21 protein-coding genes are annotated in these 20458 nt (G+C 64.2%); 8 read left to right on the top strand and 13 right to left on the bottom strand.

The window, feature by feature from the left end:
* Positions 1–75 precede the first annotated feature (75 nt).
* Both ABID59_RS18890 and ABID59_RS18885 read right to left on the bottom strand, forming a co-directional pair.
* A complete protein-coding gene (locus ABID59_RS18890; RefSeq protein WP_354084349.1) occupies positions 76–666 on the bottom strand; it encodes a thiamine pyrophosphate-dependent enzyme in 591 nt (196 codons plus the stop codon).
* Entirely contained in the window at positions 663–1205 is a 543-nt protein-coding gene (locus tag ABID59_RS18885) for a phosphonopyruvate decarboxylase (protein WP_354084348.1), read from the bottom strand. Before ABID59_RS18885 ends, ABID59_RS18890 begins: the two co-directional genes overlap by 4 nt.
* A 106-nt stretch (positions 1206–1311) precedes the next feature.
* Between ABID59_RS18885 and ABID59_RS18880 the strand changes: the two genes are divergently transcribed.
* The 6 genes from ABID59_RS18880 to ABID59_RS18855 all read left to right on the top strand — a co-directional run bounded on the left by ABID59_RS18880 (position 1312) and on the right by ABID59_RS18855 (position 7196).
* Entirely contained in the window at positions 1312–2532 is a 1221-nt protein-coding gene (locus ABID59_RS18880; protein ID WP_354084347.1) for a cytochrome P450, read from the top strand.
* A gap of 6 nt (positions 2533–2538) precedes the next feature.
* Positions 2539–3216 carry a potassium channel family protein gene (locus ABID59_RS18875; RefSeq protein ID WP_148748959.1) on the top strand — a complete coding sequence of 226 codons (678 nt, stop codon included), beginning with the start codon at positions 2539–2541 and terminating at the stop codon, positions 3214–3216.
* A 150-nt stretch (positions 3217–3366) separates the two neighbouring features.
* Entirely contained in the window at positions 3367–4581 is a 1215-nt protein-coding gene (rocD, locus tag ABID59_RS18870) for an ornithine--oxo-acid transaminase (protein WP_354084346.1), read from the top strand.
* Positions 4582–4864: 283 nt separating this feature from the next.
* Positions 4865–6520 (top strand): Spy/CpxP family protein refolding chaperone, encoded by a 1656-nt coding sequence (locus tag ABID59_RS18865; RefSeq protein WP_354084345.1) that lies wholly within the window; start codon positions 4865–4867, stop codon positions 6518–6520.
* 71 nt (positions 6521–6591) lie between these two features.
* Complete coding sequence (locus ABID59_RS18860; protein ID WP_354084578.1) at positions 6592–6870, top strand: type II toxin-antitoxin system RelE/ParE family toxin; 279 nt, start codon at positions 6592–6594, stop codon at positions 6868–6870.
* 11 nt (positions 6871–6881) lie between these two features.
* Complete coding sequence (locus tag ABID59_RS18855; protein WP_187434591.1) at positions 6882–7196, top strand: HigA family addiction module antitoxin; 315 nt, start codon at positions 6882–6884, stop codon at positions 7194–7196.
* 192 nt (positions 7197–7388) lie between these two features.
* On the opposite strand, the gene ABID59_RS18850 is transcribed toward ABID59_RS18855, so the two are convergent.
* The 11 genes from ABID59_RS18850 to ABID59_RS18800 form a co-directional block, all read right to left on the bottom strand.
* On the bottom strand, positions 7389–7625 hold the full coding sequence (locus ABID59_RS18850; protein WP_148748963.1) for a hypothetical protein: 237 nt from the start codon (positions 7623–7625) through the stop codon (positions 7389–7391).
* A gap of 48 nt (positions 7626–7673) precedes the next feature.
* The gene (locus ABID59_RS18845; RefSeq protein WP_354084344.1) at positions 7674–8123 is read right to left on the bottom strand and encodes a hypothetical protein; all 450 of its coding nucleotides are present in this window, start codon (positions 8121–8123) and stop codon (positions 7674–7676) included.
* 745 nt (positions 8124–8868) lie between these two features.
* On the bottom strand, positions 8869–9732 hold the full coding sequence (locus ABID59_RS18840; RefSeq protein WP_354084343.1) for a sugar phosphate isomerase/epimerase family protein: 864 nt from the start codon (positions 9730–9732) through the stop codon (positions 8869–8871).
* Entirely contained in the window at positions 9732–10922 is a 1191-nt protein-coding gene (locus ABID59_RS18835) for a dihydrodipicolinate synthase family protein (RefSeq protein WP_354084342.1), read from the bottom strand. The genes ABID59_RS18840 and ABID59_RS18835 overlap by 1 nt, the downstream gene beginning before the upstream one ends.
* Positions 10923–11094: 172 nt before the next feature.
* Positions 11095–12246: a Gfo/Idh/MocA family protein gene (locus ABID59_RS18830; RefSeq protein ID WP_354084341.1), complete on the bottom strand. Its 1152-nt coding sequence runs from the start codon at positions 12244–12246 to the stop codon at positions 11095–11097.
* Positions 12243–13640, bottom strand: coding sequence for an enolase-like domain-containing protein (locus ABID59_RS18825; RefSeq protein ID WP_354084340.1), 1398 nt, complete (start codon positions 13638–13640; stop codon positions 12243–12245). The genes ABID59_RS18830 and ABID59_RS18825 overlap by 4 nt, the downstream gene beginning before the upstream one ends.
* 4 nt (positions 13641–13644) lie before the next feature.
* Positions 13645–14493, bottom strand: a complete 849-nt coding sequence (locus ABID59_RS18820) for an ABC transporter ATP-binding protein (protein WP_354031717.1) — start codon at positions 14491–14493, stop codon at positions 13645–13647.
* Positions 14490–15482 carry an ABC transporter substrate-binding protein gene (locus ABID59_RS18815; RefSeq protein ID WP_187434592.1) on the bottom strand — a complete coding sequence of 331 codons (993 nt, stop codon included), beginning with the start codon at positions 15480–15482 and terminating at the stop codon, positions 14490–14492. Before ABID59_RS18815 ends, ABID59_RS18820 begins: the two co-directional genes overlap by 4 nt.
* A gap of 46 nt (positions 15483–15528) precedes the next feature.
* A complete protein-coding gene (locus ABID59_RS18810; protein WP_354084339.1) occupies positions 15529–16338 on the bottom strand; it encodes an ABC transporter permease in 810 nt (269 codons plus the stop codon).
* 235 nt (positions 16339–16573) lie between these two features.
* The gene (locus ABID59_RS18805) at positions 16574–17233 is read right to left on the bottom strand and encodes a TetR/AcrR family transcriptional regulator (protein WP_354084577.1); all 660 of its coding nucleotides are present in this window, start codon (positions 17231–17233) and stop codon (positions 16574–16576) included.
* Positions 17234–17465: 232 nt separating this feature from the next.
* Entirely contained in the window at positions 17466–18314 is an 849-nt protein-coding gene (locus ABID59_RS18800) for a VOC family protein (RefSeq protein ID WP_354084338.1), read from the bottom strand.
* Positions 18315–18522: 208 nt separating this feature from the next.
* Here ABID59_RS18800 and ABID59_RS18795 point away from each other — a divergent pair, with 208 nt between their 5' ends.
* Together ABID59_RS18795 and rbsK are read left to right on the top strand one after the other, a co-directional pair.
* On the top strand, positions 18523–19416 hold the full coding sequence (locus ABID59_RS18795; RefSeq protein WP_148748972.1) for a sugar kinase: 894 nt from the start codon (positions 18523–18525) through the stop codon (positions 19414–19416).
* A gap of 102 nt (positions 19417–19518) precedes the next feature.
* The gene (gene rbsK / locus ABID59_RS18790; protein WP_148748973.1) at positions 19519–20427 is read left to right on the top strand and encodes a ribokinase; all 909 of its coding nucleotides are present in this window, start codon (positions 19519–19521) and stop codon (positions 20425–20427) included.
* Positions 20428–20458 lie beyond the last annotated feature (31 nt).

Here is a 20458-nt window from a genome sequence, read left to right as displayed (position 1 = left end):
CTTGTTGGAAATTGGTCACACTTTCCCGACCACCGAGGGCCGGCCGTCGGCGAGGGCGAGAGCAACCGGGCGATGTCAGATCGGCTGGAAGCCGAGATCGCCGCGGATCCGGTTGACGATGTAGGTCCCGTCCCGACTTGGCAAAATCCGCTCGACGCTGGCGCTGTCGATCTTCACATTGGCAAAGCGCGGCCCCGTCGAGAGATCATGGACGGTCTTGGCGAAGGTTTCGACCTCGGCCATGGTCGAGATCGCCCGGCTGTCGGTGATGCCACAGGCCCTGGCGACGCCCACCAAATCGGCCGCAGCCGAAGTGTGGCTGGTCTGGCCACCGGTCTCGCCATAGGCCTCGTTGTCGAGCACTGCGATCGAGAGGTTGGAGGGCTTCTGCAGGCCGATGGTGGCAAGGCTGCCCATCCCCATCAGCATCTCGCCGTCGCCGGTGATGACCAGCACCGGCAACTTTGGCTGCGCCAGCGCGAGACCCAGCCCGATCATCGCAGCGCCGCCCATGCCCCCCCAGAGATAGAAGTTGCGGGCATGATCGCCCGCGGCGGTGATGTCGTTGGTGGAGGCACCGAGGCCACCGATCGCGACGACGTCCTTGCGGTTGGCCAGCAGCGCGGACACCACCTGGCGGCGGTCGAGGAGATTGGCCTTGCTCATCTGGTGAAAACCTTGGCGCCGATCAGGCGCTGCGATAGCAGGACGGCGGTGGGCGTCAGCGCGTTGTAGGCTTGCGCCGCGGCCGCCTCCAACACCGCCGGCACCTCGGCTGCGTTCGAGGCGCGCAGCACCTTGATGCCGGAGAGCTCGAGCACGCCCTGCGTGGTCGAACCCATCGGCACCTGCCACGGATTGAACTCGCCCCACTCGCCGCGCATGGTCACGAGGGTGAGGAACGGAAAACGCAGGATCGGGATCAGCGACAGCATGTTGATGCAATTGCCGACGCCGCTCGACTGCATCAGCAGCACACCGCGCTGACCGCCGGTCCAGGCGCCGGCGAGCAGCGCCACGCCTTCCTCCTCCGTCGTCAGCGGAATGCCGCGCATCGTGGAGGAGCCGAGCACGCGCTGGATCAGCTTCGAGTGACCGGCGTCGGGCACATAAGGCACCTGCCGCACGTCGAAGCGTTGCAAGGTCGCGAAAATATCGTCCGGCCAGCTCGGGGCGGTGTCGGAAGCATCAGCGCGGGCGTGCATTTTCCTGTCCGGTCGGCTAGCAAATCACGGCGAGACTGTAGACGGTGATCAGCACGGCTCGAAAGAGCGAAAACGGCATATCGGTCTCAACCGGTGAGTATGGCGCATGAACGCAGATGCGAAAGAACTGGCGGCCAATTTCGATCTGGCGAAGCTGACGAGCGAATTCTACGACGATCCCTACCCGACCTATCGTGCACTGCGGGAGAACGAGCCGGTCAAGCGCCTGCCAAGCGGCACCGTGTTCCTGACCCGCTACGACGACCTTGTCGCCGCCTACAAGAACACAAGGTCGTTCAGCTCGGACAAGAAGCGCGAGTTCGCGCCGAAATATGGCGACACCCCGCTCTACGAGCACCACACCACAAGCCTCGTCTTCAACGATCCGCCGGCGCACACAAGGGTGCGGCGCCTGATCATGGGCGCGCTGTCGCCGCGCGCGATCGCGGGGATGGAGCCTGACATCGTCAGGCTGGTCGACAGCCTGCTCGACACCATCGCTGCCAAGGGCGATTGCGAGCTGATCGAGGATTTTGCCGCCTCCATCCCCATCGAGGTGATCGGCAATTTGCTCGACGTCCCCCATGAGGAGCGCACGCCGTTGCGCGACTGGTCGCTGGCGATCCTTGGCGCGCTCGAGCCCGTCGTATCGCCTGCGGTTGCCGCGCGCGGCAACAAGGCGGTGACGGATTTCCTTGCCTATCTCGAGACGCTGGTCGCGCGCCGGCGCCAGAAGCCCGGCAATCCCGAGCGCGACGTGCTGACGCGCCTGATCCAGGGCGAAGACAACGGTGAGCGGCTGACCGAGAAGGAGCTGCTGCACAATTGCATCTTCCTGCTCAACGCCGGCCACGAGACGACCACCAATCTGATCGGCAACGGCCTCGTCGCGCTCGACAGGAATCCGGACCAGAAGCAGCGGCTGATCGACAATCCCGATATGATCAAGACCGCGGTGGAGGAGATGCTGCGCTACGAAAGCTCGAACCAGCTCGGCAACCGCATGACGACGGAGCGGGTCGAGCTCGGCGGCGTCGTGCTCGAAGCGGGCACGTCGGTGACGTTGTGCATCGGTGCTGCCAACCGCGATCCCGCGCAGTTTCCGGACCCTGAACGCTTCGACGTCGCACGCACGCCGAACCGGCACCTTGCGTTCGCCACCGGTGCGCACCAATGCGCCGGCATGGCCCTGGCCCGGCTCGAAGGCGCGATTGCGATCTCGCGGTTCCTGGCGCGCTTCCCGGATTATGCCGTAAGCAGTCAGCCCGTACGCGGTGGCCGCGTCCGGTTCCGCGGCTTCCTGAGCGTACCCTGCTCGATCGGCTGAGGCGTCATGAACATCGATCGATTGCGCGAACGCTGGGCCGATCCGGCCCTGACGGTGCTGACAGTGCTGCTGGTGATCATGATGTTCGTGATCGCGCCGCTGCAGGCGCTGGGGCTTTTTGCATTCCAGGTCTCCGAGCTGGTGCTGGCGCTGCTGCTGGTCTGCGGCATCTTCGTGATATCAGGCAGCCCGGTCGCGGTCATCGGCATGCTGATCGCGCTCGGCATGATCGTGACCGGCGCGATCCTGCGGATCAAATCGCCGTCCATTCTCGATCTCAATCTGTTCGCGGGCTCGTGGTTCATCGTGGGCGCGACGATGGCCTGGGCGGTCGCGCGCCAGACTTTTGCGCCGGGGCGCGTGACCTATCATCGCGTGATCGGCGCGGTGCTGTTGTATCTGACTGTCGCGATCATTTTCGCAGCCCTCTACACCTTTATCGGCTCGCTGGATCAGGACGCCTTCGTCAGCATGAAGGTGGAAGACAGTCCCAGCCTCGCAAGCGAGGTCATCTATTTCAGCTTCGCGACGATGACCACGACCGGATATGGCGACGTCGCCCCGCTCCATCCGGTTGCGCGCAGCCTGTGCAACATGGAAGCCATCTTCGGCCAGCTCTATCCGGCGACGCTGCTGGCGCGGCTGGTCACGCTGGAGATCGCGCATCGCGATCAGGACTCCTGAGGCCCAAACAAAAATGTCGAAAACAACCCCATGCACAGTAGGGGACAGGTTGGTCGAAAATGCCCGGTGGATGCCCAGAACCATTTGACACGCCGGAGCAAATCGGCAGCATCGCGCACGTCCCAGGCTGCCCAATGGGAGTGACGAAAAATGAGCCCGTCGGTCGTTGATCTCCTCGCAACCGAAGCACGCTTTGGCGCCCATAATTACCAGCCGATCGGCGTCGTCCTGACACGCGGCGAAGGTGTCTGGGTCTGGGATACCGAAGGCAACCGTTATCTCGATTGCCTCTCCGCCTATTCCGCGGTCAGCCAGGGCCACTGCCACCCCAAGATCCTGGCGGCGATGGTGGAACAGGCACAGCGGCTGACGCTCACCTCGCGCGCTTTCCACAACGACCAGCTCGCCTTGTTCTACGAGGAGATCGCGGCGCTGACCGGCTCCCACAAGGTGCTGCCGATGAACAGCGGCGCCGAGGCGGTCGAAAGCGCGATCAAGTCGGTGCGCAAATGGGGCTATGAGGTGAAAGGCGTGCCGGACGGCCAGGCCGAGATCATCGTCTGCGCCGACAATTTCCACGGACGCACGCTGGGCGTTGTCGGCTTCTCGACGGACGCCGAGACCCGCGGACACTTTGGGCCGTTCGCGCCGGGCTTCAGGATAATCCCGTTCGGCGATGCCGCGGCGCTGGAACAAGCGATCACGCCGAACACGGTCGCCTTTCTGGTCGAGCCGATCCAGGGCGAAGCCGGTGTCATCATTCCTCCAGCCGGCTATTTCGCCAGCGTGCGGGAGCTCTGCACCGCCCACAACGTCATGCTGGTGCTCGACGAGATCCAGACCGGGCTCGGCCGCACCGGCAAGCTGCTCGCCGAACAGCACGAGGGCATTGAGGCGGACGTGACGCTGCTCGGCAAGGCCTTGTCCGGCGGCTTCTATCCGGTGTCGGCTGTGCTCTCGAACAACGACGTGCTCGGAACACTCCGACCCGGACAGCATGGCTCGACCTTCGGCGGCAACCCGCTGGCCTGCGCGGTGGCGCGCGCGGCGATGCGCGTGCTGGTCGAGGAAGGCATGATCGAGAACGCGGCCACGCAGGGCGCGCGCTTTCTGCAAGGCTTGAAGGACATCCGCGCCAACACGATCCGCGAGGTGCGCGGGCGCGGCCTGATGCTGGCGGTCGAGCTGCATCCCGAGGCCGGCCGCGCCCGCCGCTACTGCGAGGCGCTCCAGGGCAAGGGCATCCTGGCCAAGGACACCCATGAGCACACGATCCGCATCGCCCCGCCGCTGGTGATCACCAGCGACCAGGTGGACTGGGCGCTGGAGCAGTTCACCACGATACTCACGCAGGATTTGTCTTGAGGCTGCCTGCGTCGGAAGATCGCAAGGCCGGCCGCGGCCGACAACGAACCATTCCGGCACTTCTGCGTTGAACGTTGCGGGCAGTTAGGAGCTGGGAGCTACGATCATGCTTCCGCGTGGCGTCTGCTTGACGGCTTTTTTGATCAGTATCTCGATGCTGGCGGCGAGCATCAGTGCATCCGCCCAGCCGCATGGAAGGGGTGGACCACCAGGGCCGGCCGCAGCGCCGGCTGCACGGCCGGCAGCCCCACCCGCGATGGCCCGCCCTGCCGCGCCACCAGCCATGGCGCGTCCCGCCGCGCCGGCATTCCATCCGCCGGCCATGGCGCCGCATCCCGCGCCGCACTTCGCCGCACCGGCGCCACGTCCGATGCCGCACTTTGCCGCGCCGCCGCGGGCTGCCCCGCACCTGGCTACGCCGCGGCCTGAATTCCATCGGCCGCCGCCTGCACCGCAACGTCCGGCCATGGCGCCGCGGCCGACGCCGCATATCGCCGCGCCGTCGCGCCCAAGCGCGCCGCCGGCCGTGAGCGAGCGGCTGTCGCGACAGGGGCAGATCGATCAGCGCGCGCAACAGCATCAGCAGCAGATCCAGCAGCGCCAGCAGATGGTGCAGCAGCGGCAGCGCGACGTGCTATCGCGCCAGACGACGGAGCGCCAGACCCGCATCGATCGGCTCCAGCAGCGCGTGCAGCAACTCCAGTCGCAAAAGCCGGAAGGTGCGCGCGCGCAGCGGACGCAAGAACGCATGCTGCAATCGCAGAACCGCCTGCTCCAGCGCGAGCAACGCGCGCAGCAGGGCGATCTGGCACGCCAGCAAAGGCTGGGACAGGCTCCCGCTGCAACAGCTGCAGCGGCTGCCGCCGCGCGGGCTGCCGAGCGCGGGCGGTTTGCCGCGCGCTTCCGCGAACAGACTACCCCACAAACCCAGGCGGCGCTTATCGCTCGCGAAAACGGCTGGGCGCCCCGGCAGGCCTGGCGGCACCGCCATCCCGCGGCGTTCGTAGCCTGGCTTGGACCGGTGTTCTGGCCTTACGCCTATTCCGACATTTTTGACTACACGTTCTGGCCCCAAGCCTATGAGCCCGGCTATTGGGCCTACGCGTATGACGACCTCGTCGACACCGTGTTCTGGGGCGGGGACAGCGGCCCCTACTCCGCCTATGCCAGCACCAACCCGTATGACTATCCCCAAGCCGGCGGCGGCTATCCCGCACGCCAGCGCGCCAGCGTGAGCCCGCAGACGCTTCGGCAATTGTGCGGCACACCGGACAAGGGCGTCACGGCGTGGCCGCTCGCCGATATCGCGCGGGCGGTGCGGCCGACGCCGGAGCAGCGCGCGCTGCTCGACGAATTGAAGACCGCGGCGGCCAACGCTGCCGGTGTGTTCAAGGACTCCTGCGCGGAGACTTATGCGTTGACGCCGCCCGGCCGCTTGCGGGCGATGATGAACCGCGTCAGTGCGACGCTGGAGGCGGTCAAGATCGTGCGGCCGGCACTGGAGAATTTTTACAACTCGCTCAGCGACGAGCAGCAGGCGCGCTTCAACGCGCTCGGCCCCAATGTTGGCGAGCGCTCACCGCCGCAGCAGCAAGCCAGTGCCCAAACCACTGCCGAGGGCTGCGGCGATCCGAAGTCCGGCCTGACCCAGTTGCCGATCCAAAGAATCGAGGCCGTGCTCCACCCCGCGGGCAAGCAAAAGGACGCGCTTGACCGCCTCAGCGAAGCGACGGCCAAAGGTGTCGAAGACCTGCAGGCGGCCTGCCCGAACGATGTACCGCTGACGCCGGTCGGGCGGCTGGAGGCGATGCAGCACCGGCTCGAGGCCATGCTGAGCGCCGCCAAGCTGGTCGAGCCGGCCCTTGACGAGTTCTATGCCACGCTGAGCAGCGAGCAGAAGGCGCGCTTCAACACGCTGCAACAGGTCGCTGGTCCCTAGGCACATAAGCGGAGCTATGCCGTAAGCTAGTTATGGACATATGTCAGCTATTAGCTTACATGCTTGAAGCTATGATCAGAGGCTTCAAGAGCAAGGCTCTCGCGGAGCTTTGGGGAAAGGGCCGAACAGCGAAAATCGACGCGAAAATGCACGCGCGGATTTTTCGTCGTCTTGATCGCCTGGATGCAGCTGCAGTGCCCGAGGAAGTGAATATCCCGGGCTTTGATTTCCATGCCTTGCGAGGCTTTAAGCCAACGCGCTATTCGGTCCACGTGAACGGGCCGTGGTGCATCACGTTCGAATTCGAGGCCGGCGACGCCTGTCGGATCGACTTCGAACAATATCGCTGAGAGAGACGATCATGGCTCATGTCACGAAACGTAATCCTGATCGCTGCCCGACCCACCCCGGCGCGTTGCTGAGGGAGGACGTGATTCCGGCGACCGGCAAGACCAAGGCCGAGATTGCGCAGCTTCTCGGCATTTCCCGCCAGCACCTCTACGACATTTTGCGCGAGCGCAAACCGGTCTCGCCGGGCGTTGCTGTTCGGCTCGGCAAGTTGTTCGGAGATGGCGCCGGAGTTTGGGTGCGCATGCAGGCAGCCTATGATACTTGGCACGCGGAACGGGAAGAGGACGTGAGCGGAATCCCCACGCTCCGCCCCAGAGCCGCATGAACACCGCCCAGATCAGTTTCGTCATGCGCCGGCGTTTGAAGGCGGCGTCGCATTCTCTCGTTGCAACGTGGCCAAACGCCGTGGATGACGTAGTCGCCCAGCCTCAAAGCTCGACGAGAGCATGCCTGTCCGGGCCGCGGCTCGCCGTGAGGCTGCGGTGGCACGGAATGCAAACGACAGCCTCGTTCCTCCTCACGCGCTGGAAATCGTCTCCTGCCGCGCGCCATTCGTGCTTGCGATCGCTTGAGGCCGCTCTATCTCATTTGCGCTAGCGGCGTTGCATTGCTGGAAGTATGAAGACAGCTCAAGATCGGCCAGGTGGTCCCAGTATTCTGCTTCTGCGAGCAGCTTCCATTTGTTCATGCTGTTGTAGGCGGCCTGTTGACGGCACAGCGAACCCATCGCACGCAAGCGTTGCACCTTCTCCACTGCGAACCTCCCTTCGCGCTTGTTTGTTTTACAAGCGCATTCGTGTTGTCACAGCTTTGCAGATTGAATTGACGAGCGATAGTCCGGTGTTTGACGGTCATCGATGATAGCGCAATCGTCTGACTTTTCACCGAATAGTCGAGCCGAACGACGCGGGCACTGACGGCAGCAAAAGGCGCTGCGCAGAATGACCGCTCTTTCGGCCTGCGCTCTACGAGGCGCATTCCATTTCAGGACTGAAATTTTAATTGTGAGCGGCCGTTCCTGGATGGTGGTTAGCTCGTGATCAGACCGGGCCGGACAAAGTTTGATCCCGAAACTATTTTGGCCCGGCCAATTGGACTGCAAGACCGCCTTCGGGCGGTCTTTCCTTATCGCCGCAAAAATCGCCAGCCTTGCCACGCCGATCACAACAATGGCCCCGACGATGACACGTCGGGGCCATTCAAGATCGTCAGGCAGGGTACATCCGCCGTGCCTGCCGATCGTTGATGCCACCGATTACCGCATCTGATCTTGCACAGACTGAGGCGCGGCTGCGGCATCGGGGTGATGATATTCTGCCTGAAAGCTGAAGGCTGTCCACCTCTCGCTGGTAGTACTCCAACCAGCTCGCTGAGCCGCGGCCTCATCGCTGGTCAACGCAGATTGCTTCGCCGCACGAGAACCGGCTCGACGCTCCTGTTAAACTCGATCTTCTAGCCCGGTACTGCTAGTCGCAACGGCGGACTCTGCGGACCGAACCGTCGTCACGCTCGATTGTGACGGTGCGGCATCCGCGATATCCGCGATCATATCCGTAGGCGCGATAAGCGGGTCGATCATACTCCCGGTAGTAACGCTGCTCCGGGCCCACTCTTACGCCGCCGAGCGGAGTATCAACGGCAACTTGAGCTGACGCGGGTGCAATGGATATCGGCGTGGCGACAGCGAAACCAGCAACCGCCAGCACACCAGCCAGTAACAGTGTTCTCATGAGAGTTTCCTCCTGAGTGATTGTGTCGTTTTCCAACATCCCAGACGGGGGCAAGGTTCCTGCGCGAACCTTATCCAAATGGCGGGCGGCTCAGATTTTGGTCGCCCGCCTCGGACGGATACGGACACCAGCCCCGCCGCGCATGTTCCTGAACCGTTGAGGGTCATTCGCGACCCGGTCGAGCCGGCAGCGCCGGCCGCCCGAAAGGCATATGCGATCGCCCTGCGGCGAGGCCGGACAGCCGATCGAACCTAATTTCATCGCGCTCTACACAAAAGTCCGATGCCGTTCGATGCAAGTCCGTAGCACCTCGTCCATCGGCTTGCCCCACCAATCGTTGGAGAAGATCTCGATTTCCGAATAGCCGGCAAAACCCTGCGCCTCGACGGCCGCGCGCGCCGACTTGATGTCGATGACGCCGTCGCCCATCATGCCGCGGTCGTTGAGGATGTCCCTGGTGGGCACCAGCCAGTCGCAGACGTGGAACGCGAGCAGGCGATCCTCGCCGGCCCGTGCGATCTGCCCCGACAGCTCCGGATCCCACCAGATGTGATAGACATCGAGCGCGACGCCGAGCATGCCGGTGCGGCCGGGGTCGAGCCGGTCGCAGATATCGAGCGCCTGCTTGGTCGTGTTGACGCAGGCGCGGTCGGCGGCATAGGCGGGATGCAGCGGCTCGATCGCCAACGGCAGCTTTGCCTGCTTGGCGTAATCGAGCATGTCGGCGAGAGCATCCTCGACCTGCCCGCGCGCCGCCGCGATATCTTTCGACGCTTCGCTGCCCGGACGCGAATATTGCGGCAGGCCGCCGACGACGAGCACGACGCAGGGCGCGCCAAGCGCCTTGGCCTCATCGACGCAGCGGCGGTTGTCGTCACGCACCTCGCCCCGGCGCGATGCGTCCGACGTGAACATGCCGCCGCGGCAATAGCCCGAAAGATCAAGCCCGGCATCGCGCACCGCGCGCGCCGCGCGATCGAGGCCGACGGTCGCGACCTGATCGCGCCAGGGATCGATGGCGCGGATGCCGTGCCTGGCGCAGGCCTCGATGATCTCTGCGAGGTCACCCTGCTTGCGGACTGTCGCCGTGTTCAGCGACAGCCAGCGATGGTCGGACGAGAAATCGCGCATCAGGCGTCGATCCCGTGCGAGGCCAGCACGGTCTTCATCCGCCGCGTCGCCAGCTCGGGTTTGGCGAGCAGGCCGGCCTGATCGGCGAGCCGGAACAGCTCGGCCAGATGCAGCATCGAGCGCGCGCTCTCCTGGCCGCCGACCATGGTGAAATGGTCCTGATGGCCGTTGAGATACGCCATGAACACGACGCCGGTCTTGTAGAAACGCGTCGGCGCCTTGAAGATGTGGCGCGACAACGGCACCGTCGGCCCAAGCACGTCGTGGAAGCCGGCCTCGTCGCCCGCAGCCAGCCGCGACAGCGCGTAGGATGCCGCGGGCGCAATGGCATCGAAGATGCCGAGCAGCGCGTGGGAAAAGCCTTGGCTATCGCCAGCGATCAGCTCCGCATAGTTGAAATCGTCGCCGGTGTACATCTTGATGCGCTTGTCGAGGCGCCGGCGCATGTCGATCTCGCGCTGCTTGTCGAGCAGCGAGACCTTGACGCCATCGACCTTGGCGGCGTTGCCGTTGACGATGGTCACTGCCATATCCATCGCCTTGTCGAGGTCTTTCGTGCCCCAATAGCCCGTCAGTGCCGGATCGAACATGTCGCCCAGCCAGTGGATGATCACGGGCTCCCGGACTTGCGTGAGCACACGGTCATAGACCTTCGCGTAGTCGTCGGCGTTGCGGCCGAGCTTGGCCAGCGCGCGCGACGCCATCAAAATGATGCGGCCGCCAACCTTCTCGACCGCCGAAATCTGCTCCTCATAGGCGCGGATCACGTCGTCGAGGCTCTTGGCGTCCTCCACGGCGAGATGGTCGGTGCCGGCGCCTGAGAACACCAGCGCATTGCGGCGCTTGGCGGCACCGATCGACCGCGTAATCAGCTCCAGCGAGGTCGGCCAGTCCAGCCCCATGCCGCGCTGCGCGGTGTCCATGGCTTCGGCAACGCCGAGGCCGAGATCCCAGACGTGCTCGCGGAACGCGATGGTCTTGTCCCAGTCGACGGCCACAGAAAGCCAGGGATCGTTGTCGGCAAAGGGATCGGCCACCGTATGCACGGCGGAGAAGGCGATCCGGTTGAGCGGTCCTTCGAGCTTTGCGGGGAACGTGCGCGAGGCCGTGAGCCGGTAGGTCTCGATCGAACGGTCGGCCTTCGGCAGCTTGAGCGACAATGATGACATCGGCGGGACGGGCTTGTTCATGATTTCGAACCTCTCCCCGTCATTGCGAGGAGCCACCCGGTCCGGCCTTTGGCCGGCCGGATGATAAACTCCGCGACGAAGCAATCCAGACCGTCGCCGCGGAGGGACACTGGATTGCTTCGCTTCGCTCGCAATGACGGCTTGGTAAACATCGCGACTTATCCAATAGACTTCAGGCCTTGATCGGGGCGACGTCGATCCAGCGCCGCTCCTTCCAGCTCTTCAGCGCGCATTCGGCGAGCTGCACGCCCTTGACGCCTTCGAGCAGCGTGAACTTGTAGGGCGCATCCTCGTAGACGTGGCGGATGAACATCTCCCACTGCTCCCTAAAGCCGTTGTCGTAGGTGACGTTGTCCGGCAGCTTCTGCCAGTCGCCGTAAAAATCATGCAGCCGCTTCTCGTCGGGATTCCACAGCGGCCGGGGCGTTGCCTGCCGAGCCTGGATCATGCAGTCGGTGAGACCCGCGACCGCCGAGCCGTGCGTGCCGTCGACCTGGAAGGTGACGAGATCATCGCGATAGACACGCGTGACCCAGGACATGTTGATGTGGGCGATGACGCCACCCTCGAGCTGGAAGGTCGCGTAGGCGGAATCATCCGCGGTCGCCTTGTAGTTCTTGCCCTGCTCGTCAAAGCGCTCGGGAATGTCGGTGTTGCCGATGCAGACCACGCTCTGGACGTTGCCGAACAGGTTGTCGAGCACGTAACGCCAGTGGCAGACCATGTCCAGAATGATGCCGCCGCCGTCCTCGTCGCGGTAATTCCAGGACGGCCGCTGCGCCTCCTGCCAGCCGCCTTCGAACACCCAATAGCCGAACTCGCCGCGCACCGAGAGGATGCGGCCGAAGAAGCCGGAGTCGCGCAGGAAGGCGATCTTCTTCAGGCCGGGCAGGAACAGCTTGTCCTGCACCGTTCCGTGCTTGACACCCTTGGCATTGGCGAGCTTGACGACCTCGAGCGCCTCCTCAAAATTCGTCGCGATCGGCTTCTCGCAATAGACGTGCTTGCCGGCGTTGATGGCCTGTGTCAGCAGGCCGGGCCGCGCCTGTGTCGTCGCAGCATCGAAGAACATGGTGTTGTTCTTGTCGGCGAGCGCGGCATCGAGGTCGGTGGTCCAGCGCGTGATGTTGAAGCGTTTTGCGAGCGCCTCGATCTTCTCGGCGCTGCGACCGACCAGGATCGGGTCGGGCATGATGCGATCGCCGTTCTTCAGGCGAACGCCACCCTGATCACGGATCGCCACGATCGAGCGGATCAGATGCTGGTTGAGCCCCATGCGGCCGGTGACGCCGTTCATGATGAGGCCGAGGCGTTGGGTGGTCATGCCAATTGCTCCCTAGGTGATTTTGGCTGTTCGAGCGGGCGGAGCGCCGACCAATCCGGATGGACCGACGTCGCAAAGCCCGCAACATGGAGCGATCCCGTCAGGAGATCGCCGTTGTGAATGGAAAGCCGGATGCCCTGCCCGGCATCGGCATAGAGATCGGGGTGCGCGGCGGCGAAGGCCTGCGCTTCGGCGGCTGGCGTGTCGCCAAAGCCGTCGACATAGTGATGGCCGTTGCGCTCGGCATGGGTAACTCCGATGAAGGCGCCGAGCGCGAGATCCTGCTGCACGGCAAGGCCGGCCTGGCAGGTCAGGTCCTCGCCCGTGACGAAGAACCTCTCTCGGCCCGCGCTCCATTTCGCTGCGCGCGTTGCGTTGACGATGGACTTGTAGAGCCCCTTGCAGGACTTTGACGAGATGCCGTGATAGCCGAGCGCGCGCGCCGCGGGGAACGCATCATAGGAATCGTCGGCCTCGTCGATGATGAAGCCGCGCGCGGCGAGCGAGCCGAGCGGCGATTGCCGGGTGATGTCGCGCGGCATCGGTTGCTCGACATAGAGCAGCCTCGATGAGATCGACCGCAGCGCGGGCTCGCGATCGAGCCGGTCGATCAGCGCCTGCAGTGCGGCGAGATCTGCATATTGCTCATTGGCATCGAGCGTCACCTTGTGATCGCGCCCGAGCGTGTCGAGCTCCTTGCCAATGCGCGTCAGCCGCGCCGTATCGGCCGCGGGATCGCCGGACATTTTCAGCTTGACGTAATTCGCACCAGCGTTCTCGTGGAGATCGGCAACACCGCCCTCGCCTTCGACGGTGTCGTCGAGGCCAACGGTATGCCTGATCGCTACACGCGGCAGCGGCTTGCGGCCGGCGAGAAACGTCGCGAGGTCCGCGTCCTTCAGGTCCGGCGACAAGCGGGCATCGATGCCGGCGATGTTGGCTGCCATGCCGTCGAAAAAATTGAGCTCGGTGGCGCGGAGCAGCGCATCGAGGATCGCCTTGTCGATTTCTGCCGGACCATAGGCCGCGGCAAGCGCCGGAATGTTCTGCTTCGCACAGGTCGCGACCTGGGCGCCGATGCAGGACGCGTGCAGATCGAACGCCGTCAGGAATCCGGTGCGCGCAAGATAGAGCCCGCGCGCGATCGCGAGCGATCGACGCAATTCGTCGACCGTCTGTGCCGGCGACAGCTCCGGCCGCTTGTCGAACCATTTGGGCACCAGCAGTTCGGCGCTGGCGCCGACAGCAACGCCCCTGCCCTCGAGCTCGATCTCGACTCGCACAAAGAGCTGCGGCGTCGCGTCGATGGCGATCGCACCGAATCGGAACGGCCGCGCGAAATGCACGGGACGTTCAAAGAAGGCGATATCTCGCAGCTTCAGGCGCGGTGGCATGGTTTTAGTCCAGCGACCCCTGTGAGAAAAAATGCTTGCGGATGCGTTGCACGAGCTCGGTGAAAACAGGATCGGCCATCACGTCGAGCGAGCGCGGGCGCGGCAGCGGCACGTCGTAGATCGCAGCGACCGCACCGGGCCGCTCGGTCATCACCAGCACGCGGTCGGCGAGGAACACGGCCTCCGGAATCGAATGCGTGATCAGCAGCACCGTCTTCCTGGTCTCGCGCTGGATTCGCATCAGCTCGACATTCATGCGCTCGCGCGTCAGCGCGTCGAGTGCGCCGAACGGCTCGTCCATCAGCATGATCTTGGGATCGTGCACCAGCGCGCGGCAGATCGAGGCCCGCTGCTGCATGCCGCCGGAGAGCTGCCAGGGCAGTTTCTTCTCGAACCCCTCAAGCCCGACCAGCTTGAGCAGCGCCTTGGCGCGGACGAGATATTCGTCCCGGGCGAGACGCTTCATGTCGATCGGCAGCATCACGTTGGAGAGGATATTGCGCCAGGGCAGCAGCAGCGCATTCTGGAAGACGATGCCGACATTACCATGCGGCTTCGTCACCTTCTCGCCTTCAACCAACACCTCGCCAGCGGTCGGCGGCAGCAACCCCGAGATCAGCTTGAGCAGCGTGGACTTGCCGCAGCCGCTTGGGCCGACCACGACGAAAAACTCGCCGTCGTTGATGTGGAAGTCGAGCGGCCGCAGCGATGGCACATCGCCGTCGCGCGTCCGGTAAGTCTTCGAGACGCCTGAGAGCTTGATGCCTGGCGTCCCGCCGGCAGCCCGGTCGCTCACCAGTCTCAGATGCGCGGCCGGCTGCACGGTTTCACTGGTTACTGCGGCTTGCTTCACGTGCCACTCTTCGGCAGGTAATCGTTCGTGTAGAACGCCTTCGGGTTCTCCTTGGCCTTGGCATCGAGCCCGCCATATTCGACCATCAGATTGACCGTATCCGTCATGTTCTGGTCGGTGACCTGGAACGGCCGCTTGCTCTTGGTCTCGGCCGTCCGGTAGAGCGGAATGGTCAGCTCAAAGCCCTGCGTCAGCGTGTCGATCTTGCCGCCCTTCGGGTTGGCATCGAGGATCGACTGCGCCGCTGCCTTCGGCTCCTTCTCGGCGGCTTCGACGGCCTTGGTCGTCGCCGACATGAAGCGGCGGACGAGGTCGGCATTGGCCTTCACATAGTCGGAATTGGCGATGAGGCCGGAGGAGACCATGTTGATGCCGTAGTCGGCAAACTTGATCGGATAGACGTCCTTGCCGGTGGCGTCCTTGATCTTCATCGACTGGTCCATGACGTATCCGAGCAGCAGATCAGCCTGGCCGTTGATGACGGCGTTGAGCTTGGTCTGGCCGTCACCGGCAACGGTGGTGAAGTCGCTTTCCTTCAGGCCGGTCTTCTTCAGGAACAGCGGCCAGATCTGGGTCATGGAGTCCGCCGGCGTGATCGCGACCGTCTTGCCCTTGATGTCTTCCGGCTTCCTGATGTTCTTGTCGACGAAGCCCATGGCGGACATCGGGCTGGTCTGCAGCAGCACGCCGGTCGCGATCACAGGCGCGCCCTTGATCGCGGCGCGCATCATGGTGGGAACGTCGACATAGCCGAAATCGGCGGTCTTGGCCGCGACAGCCTGCGTGGTCGCAGCCGAACCGCGGCCTTCCTGGATCTCGAGGTCGATGCCCTCGGCCGCGTAAATGCCCTTGGCCTTGCCGTAGTAGAACGGCGCGTGCTCGCCATAGACGTACCAGTTCAGCATCAGCACGACCTTGTCGGCCGCCTGCGCCGGCATGGCCGCAAACACCATCAGCGCTGTTGCTACAGCCCCAATCCATCGCTTCATCGTCATTCTCCCTTGTCGTTATGTTTCGGCCGTTGGTGGCCGTTGCTTAAGAGGCGAAAATCACGTCTTCGCGCTGGCTGACATGCCAGGGAATAACCAGCTTCTCGATCCGGTCGACGATCCAGAACAGGATGACGCCGAGCAGCGCAAGGATGACGAGGGCCGCGAACATCGTCGGCAGGTCGAAGGTGCCGATCGAGCGCTGCATCACATAGCCGATGCCGGAATTGGAGCCGACGAACTCGCCGACGACGGCGCCGACCACGGCGAGCGTCACCGACACTTTGAGGCCGGAGAAGATCGCCGGCAGCGCATGCGGCAGGTTCACCGCGCAAAACACCTGGAAGCGGCTGCCCTGCATGGCGCGGGCGAGATCGACCATGTCGGGGTCGACCGACTTGAAACCCTGCACCGCCGAGACCACGACGGGGAAGAAGCCGAGCAGGAACGCCGAAATCACTTTTGGAATGATGCCGAAGCCGAACCACACCACGAACAGCGGCGCGATCGCGATCTTCGGCACGGATTGGGAGAACACCAGGAGCGGATAGACGTAGCTCTCCACCGTCTTCGAGCCCGCGATCAGCATCGCGACGGGGATGCCGAACAATGCGGACAGCAGGAAGCCGCAGACGGTGGCATAGGTGGTCGGCCAGCACTGGCGCAGCAGTTCCGGCCAATCGGTGCGCAGCACCGCGACGACGTCGGCGGGCGACGGAATCTGATAGGCCGGGATCTTGAACAGCCGGATTGCGAGATCCCAGGCCACGACGATGAAAATCAGAAACAGAAACGGCCGCACCCAGGCCGCATTCAGCATCTTGGACACCGCACCTTGCGGCTTCAGTTCAGCCACGCCTCACTCCCGGCATTTTTTTCGTTCGGGGAGAAATTAACCCGTTGGATAAATACTGTCCAGAGCTTTCCCTGTGACGTTTTGCGCCGGGTTCCGCGCCACACCCTCGGCGTCATTCCCCGCGAAGGCGGGGAATCCAGTACGCCGCGGCATCTCCGTATCCCATCAGCGTCTCTGGAATACTGGATCGCCCGCCTTCGCGGACGATGACAGCGGTGATTGAGGAAACAACGGGCTAAACCGTCTGCGCCACCGCCGTGCGCGACTTCGGCGCCTTGGCGATCTCGAACAGCGCGGCGGTCTGCCCCGTCAGCGCCGCCAGCACGAGACCGACCATGTGCGCAAGCCGCTCGTCCTTGGCGTCCTTGGCGAGCAGGTCGCGACCGAAGATCACGCTGAGCGTCGCCGAGTTCGAGAGGTAGAAGAAGCAGAGGCCCGCGATCGAGATGTAGAGCTGCACCGGATCGACCGCGACCTGGAAATCCCCGCTCTCGACGCCGCGCCGCACCACGGTGCGGATCATCTCGACGAAGGGCGAGTGCATCGACTTGACCTTGGTCGAGCGCTTGAGGTGTTTTGCCCGGACGAGGTTCTCGGTCTGGAGCAGTGACAGGAATTCGGGGTTGCGCAGGAAGTAACCCCAGGTGAACTCGATCAGCCGCTTGATCGCCTCGGGCGGATCGAGATGTTCGAGATCGAGCTCCCGCTCCTCGCTGCGGATCTTGTCATAGGCGCCTTCCAGCACCGCGAGATAGAGGTCGTCCTTGTTGCCGACATGGTAGTACAGCATGCGCTTGTTGGCGCCGGCCTTGGCCGCGATCCGGTCGACGCGCGCGCCGGCGAGCCCGTGAGCGGAAAATTCCTGCTTGGCAGCCTCGAGAATGCGCAGCCGCATCCCCTCGGGATCGCGCTGCCATTTCAGAGTTCGCTTTGCCGTTGCCTTCGCCAAACCGGGTGCTCGCTGGGGTGATCTGAGGATGCATGTAGCACGGGAGCGCGCATTAGAGAAACGTCGTCATTCCGGGGCGCGCCCTCTTGGGCGCGAGCCCGGAATCCATCGTGCGGCAGAGCAAGTCGAGAAATGGATTCCGGGCTCGTCGCTTCGCGACGCCCCGGAATGACAATGATCAATCCACCGGCTTCCGCGAACGCTCCAGCAGCACGGTCTGGATCCCGCAGGTGCCGTTCCGCACGGTCATGATCCGCGTGCCCGGCTTGCGGCCGTTGCGCACCTCGGTGACGTCGAGGCCGGCAGCGAGCAGGCGGGCGCGGGTGGCGTCGATGTCGGCGACGCGCCAGCTCAGGCCCCAGAGACGGTCGTGCTGGGTGTCTCCGCCCGCCACGGGGCGGCGCACCACCTCGACGATGAGATCGCCGCAGCGGAAGAACATCAACTGCCCCCAGTCGTGGTGCGAGCGGTCGAGCGCCAGATCGAGCCCGAGCCGTGCGCCATAGAGTGCAGCGGCGCGATCGGAATCCTCGGTGGTGATCACGACATGGTCGAGCCCGTCGATCGGCGCGATTTCGGTCGCGGCCGACTTCGGACGCTCCTCGGCGAGCTCGAGGAAGAACATGCGCACGCCCCGCGTCAGCTCGGTCGCGGCCCGCGTGCGTTTCCAGTGCAAGGCTGCACCGCTCGCATCGTCGCTGCTCTCGACCTCGGCGATCGGCTCCGGCTTGAGCGCCACCCGCTCCAGCCGCCGGTGCATCTTTCCCATGTCTGCGACACGAAAGCACAGGCTGGCGAGCACGCCCTCCTGATCGTCGAGCAGCGCACGCATCCGGTCCGCCGTTGCGGTAAAGCCGCTCGGTGCCATCAATTCGATGGTCATGTTGTCGAGGGTGAACAGCACGCGGTCGGCGCCCTCGCCGGATTTCTGCCAGGCCGGCGCGCGCCCCAGCAGCGTCTGATAGGCGGCCTTGGCCGCACCGATATCCTTGACCAGAGCGACGACGTGATCGAGGCCGGTGATCATGTTTGTCCCTTTTGATCGACCTGGAACCAGGAGCGGGAAAACGGCATTTGTCCGGGCTTGGCATGGGCCTGACATGGTCGTATTCCGGCGTTATGCCGACCTCAAGCGCTCCGGGGCGATTTTGCGAATAATTTCAGCGTCCCCGAAGCGGAACCGGTGTTAGAGTAAGCCCGCCGGCCGGGACCACCAAGCGCATCACGGACAAGCAATGCAGGCTCTCTTTATCGGACAGACCTATATCGACGTCGTCTTCATTACCGACCACATGCCGACCGGCGACGAAAAGCACGTGGCAACCGACTACGCGGTTTCTTTCGGCGGCAACGCTGTCACGGCGGCGTTCTGCTGCGCCAAGCTCGGCATCGTTCCCGATCTGATCGCCACCGCGGCCAATGACTGGCTAGGGCGCATGTTCCAGGACATGTGCGCGAAATACGCGATCTCGCTGCACGGGCGGAAGGTGAACCAGTCCTCGCTCTCCTTCATCATGCCGAAGGACGGCAAGCGCGCCATCGTCCGCTGTCGCGACGACGAGCACATCCACCCTTTTCCGATGCTCAACCTCGGCGGCTGCCGTGCGCTGCATGTCGACGGCCATCAGCCGGACGCCGCGATTCACTACGCAAAGGTCTGCCGCGAGGCCGGCATTCTGACCTCGCTCGACGGCGGCGGCCTGCGCACCAACACCCATGAGCTGCTCGAATACATCGACGTCGCCATCGTCGCCGAGCGGCTGTGCGAGCAGATGGATCTGACGCCGGAGAAGATGCTCGACTACCTCAAGGGCCGCGGCTGCAAGATCGGCGGCATCACCATGGGTGAGAAGGGCCTGCTCTGGTACAACGAGACCGGCACCGTCGAGACCATGCCGGCGATGCCGATCCCGCGCGAGCGCGTGATCGACACCAATGGCGCCGGCGACGTTTTCCACGGCGCCTATATCTATTCCTACCTCGCCCATCCCGGCAAAAGCTGGCGCGAGCATTTCGACTTTGCCCGCGCCGCCTCGACCTTCAAGATCCAGCGCCTCGGCAACGAGGCCGGCCTGCCGACCCTTGTGGACATCGCCAAAGTCAGGCACGAGTTCGAAGCCAGGGTCTAGGGATTCTTTGTTTGAGCATGATCTCCGCGCAAACGCGCTCTGCGTTTGTCGGGAGGGAGAACCGCTTCACACTTTTCGGGATCATGCTTGAGAGGGCATATCATGGGGCGCGTCTTCGTAGCCGGCAGCATCAACATGGATGTGGTGGCGACCGCCGATCGCCACCCCAGGGTCGGCGAGACCGTCGCGGGTCGGCAGGTGCTGTATTTTCCGGGCGGCAAGGGTGCGAACCAGGCCGTGGCCGCGTCACGGCTCGGCGCGAAGACCACGCTGATCGGGCGGCTGGGCACGGATTCGTTCGGGGCTGAGCTCAGGACGTTTCTTAACGCTCAGGGCATCGATCCCGGCGCGATCAAGGAGACGCCCGGGACACACACCGGCACCGCGATCATCACGGTCGCAGCCTCCGACAACACCATCATCGTCATTCCCGGCAGCAATGGGCTGGTCAGCGCGGATGACGTTGCGGATACGCCGCTGGCGAAGGGCGATGTCGCCGTCAGCCAGTTCGAGATCCCGCTGCCCACCATTGCCGCCTTCTTCCAGCGCGCGCGCGCGGCGGGCGCCACCACATTGCTGAATCCTGCCCCGGCGCAAAAGATGTCGAGCGAGCTGCTCGCGCTAGTCGATATCCTGGTGCTGAACGAGACCGAGCTTGGTTTCCTTGCAGGCACCGAGCTCACCGACAGCGACGAGGCTGCAAGGATCATCGCGGTGGCACGAAAACTTCAGGCGCGCGCGGACCAGACAATCTGCATCACGCTCGGCAAGCGCGGCGTGCTCGCACTCGCTGCCGCCGAAGAATTCGCGGTGCCGGGACGCGTGGTGAAGGCGGTCGACACCACCGGCGCCGGCGATTGCTTCGTCGGCGCGCTCGCATCACAGCTCGCTGAGGGCGCCGCCTTGCGCGCAGCCCTCGCCTTCGCCAACGCCGCCGCATCGATCAGCGTGCAGCGCATGGGCGCCGGGCCGTCAATGCCGACAGCCGCGGAGGTGGCGATGATTCTGTAGGTCCCTCTTCACCTCGCCCCGCTTGCGGGGA

Source organism: Bradyrhizobium sp. S3.3.6 (assembly GCF_040546905.1).
Lineage (GTDB): Bacteria > Pseudomonadota > Alphaproteobacteria > Rhizobiales > Xanthobacteraceae > Bradyrhizobium > Bradyrhizobium cytisi.
This window is presented reverse-complemented; position numbering and strand designations above follow the sequence as displayed.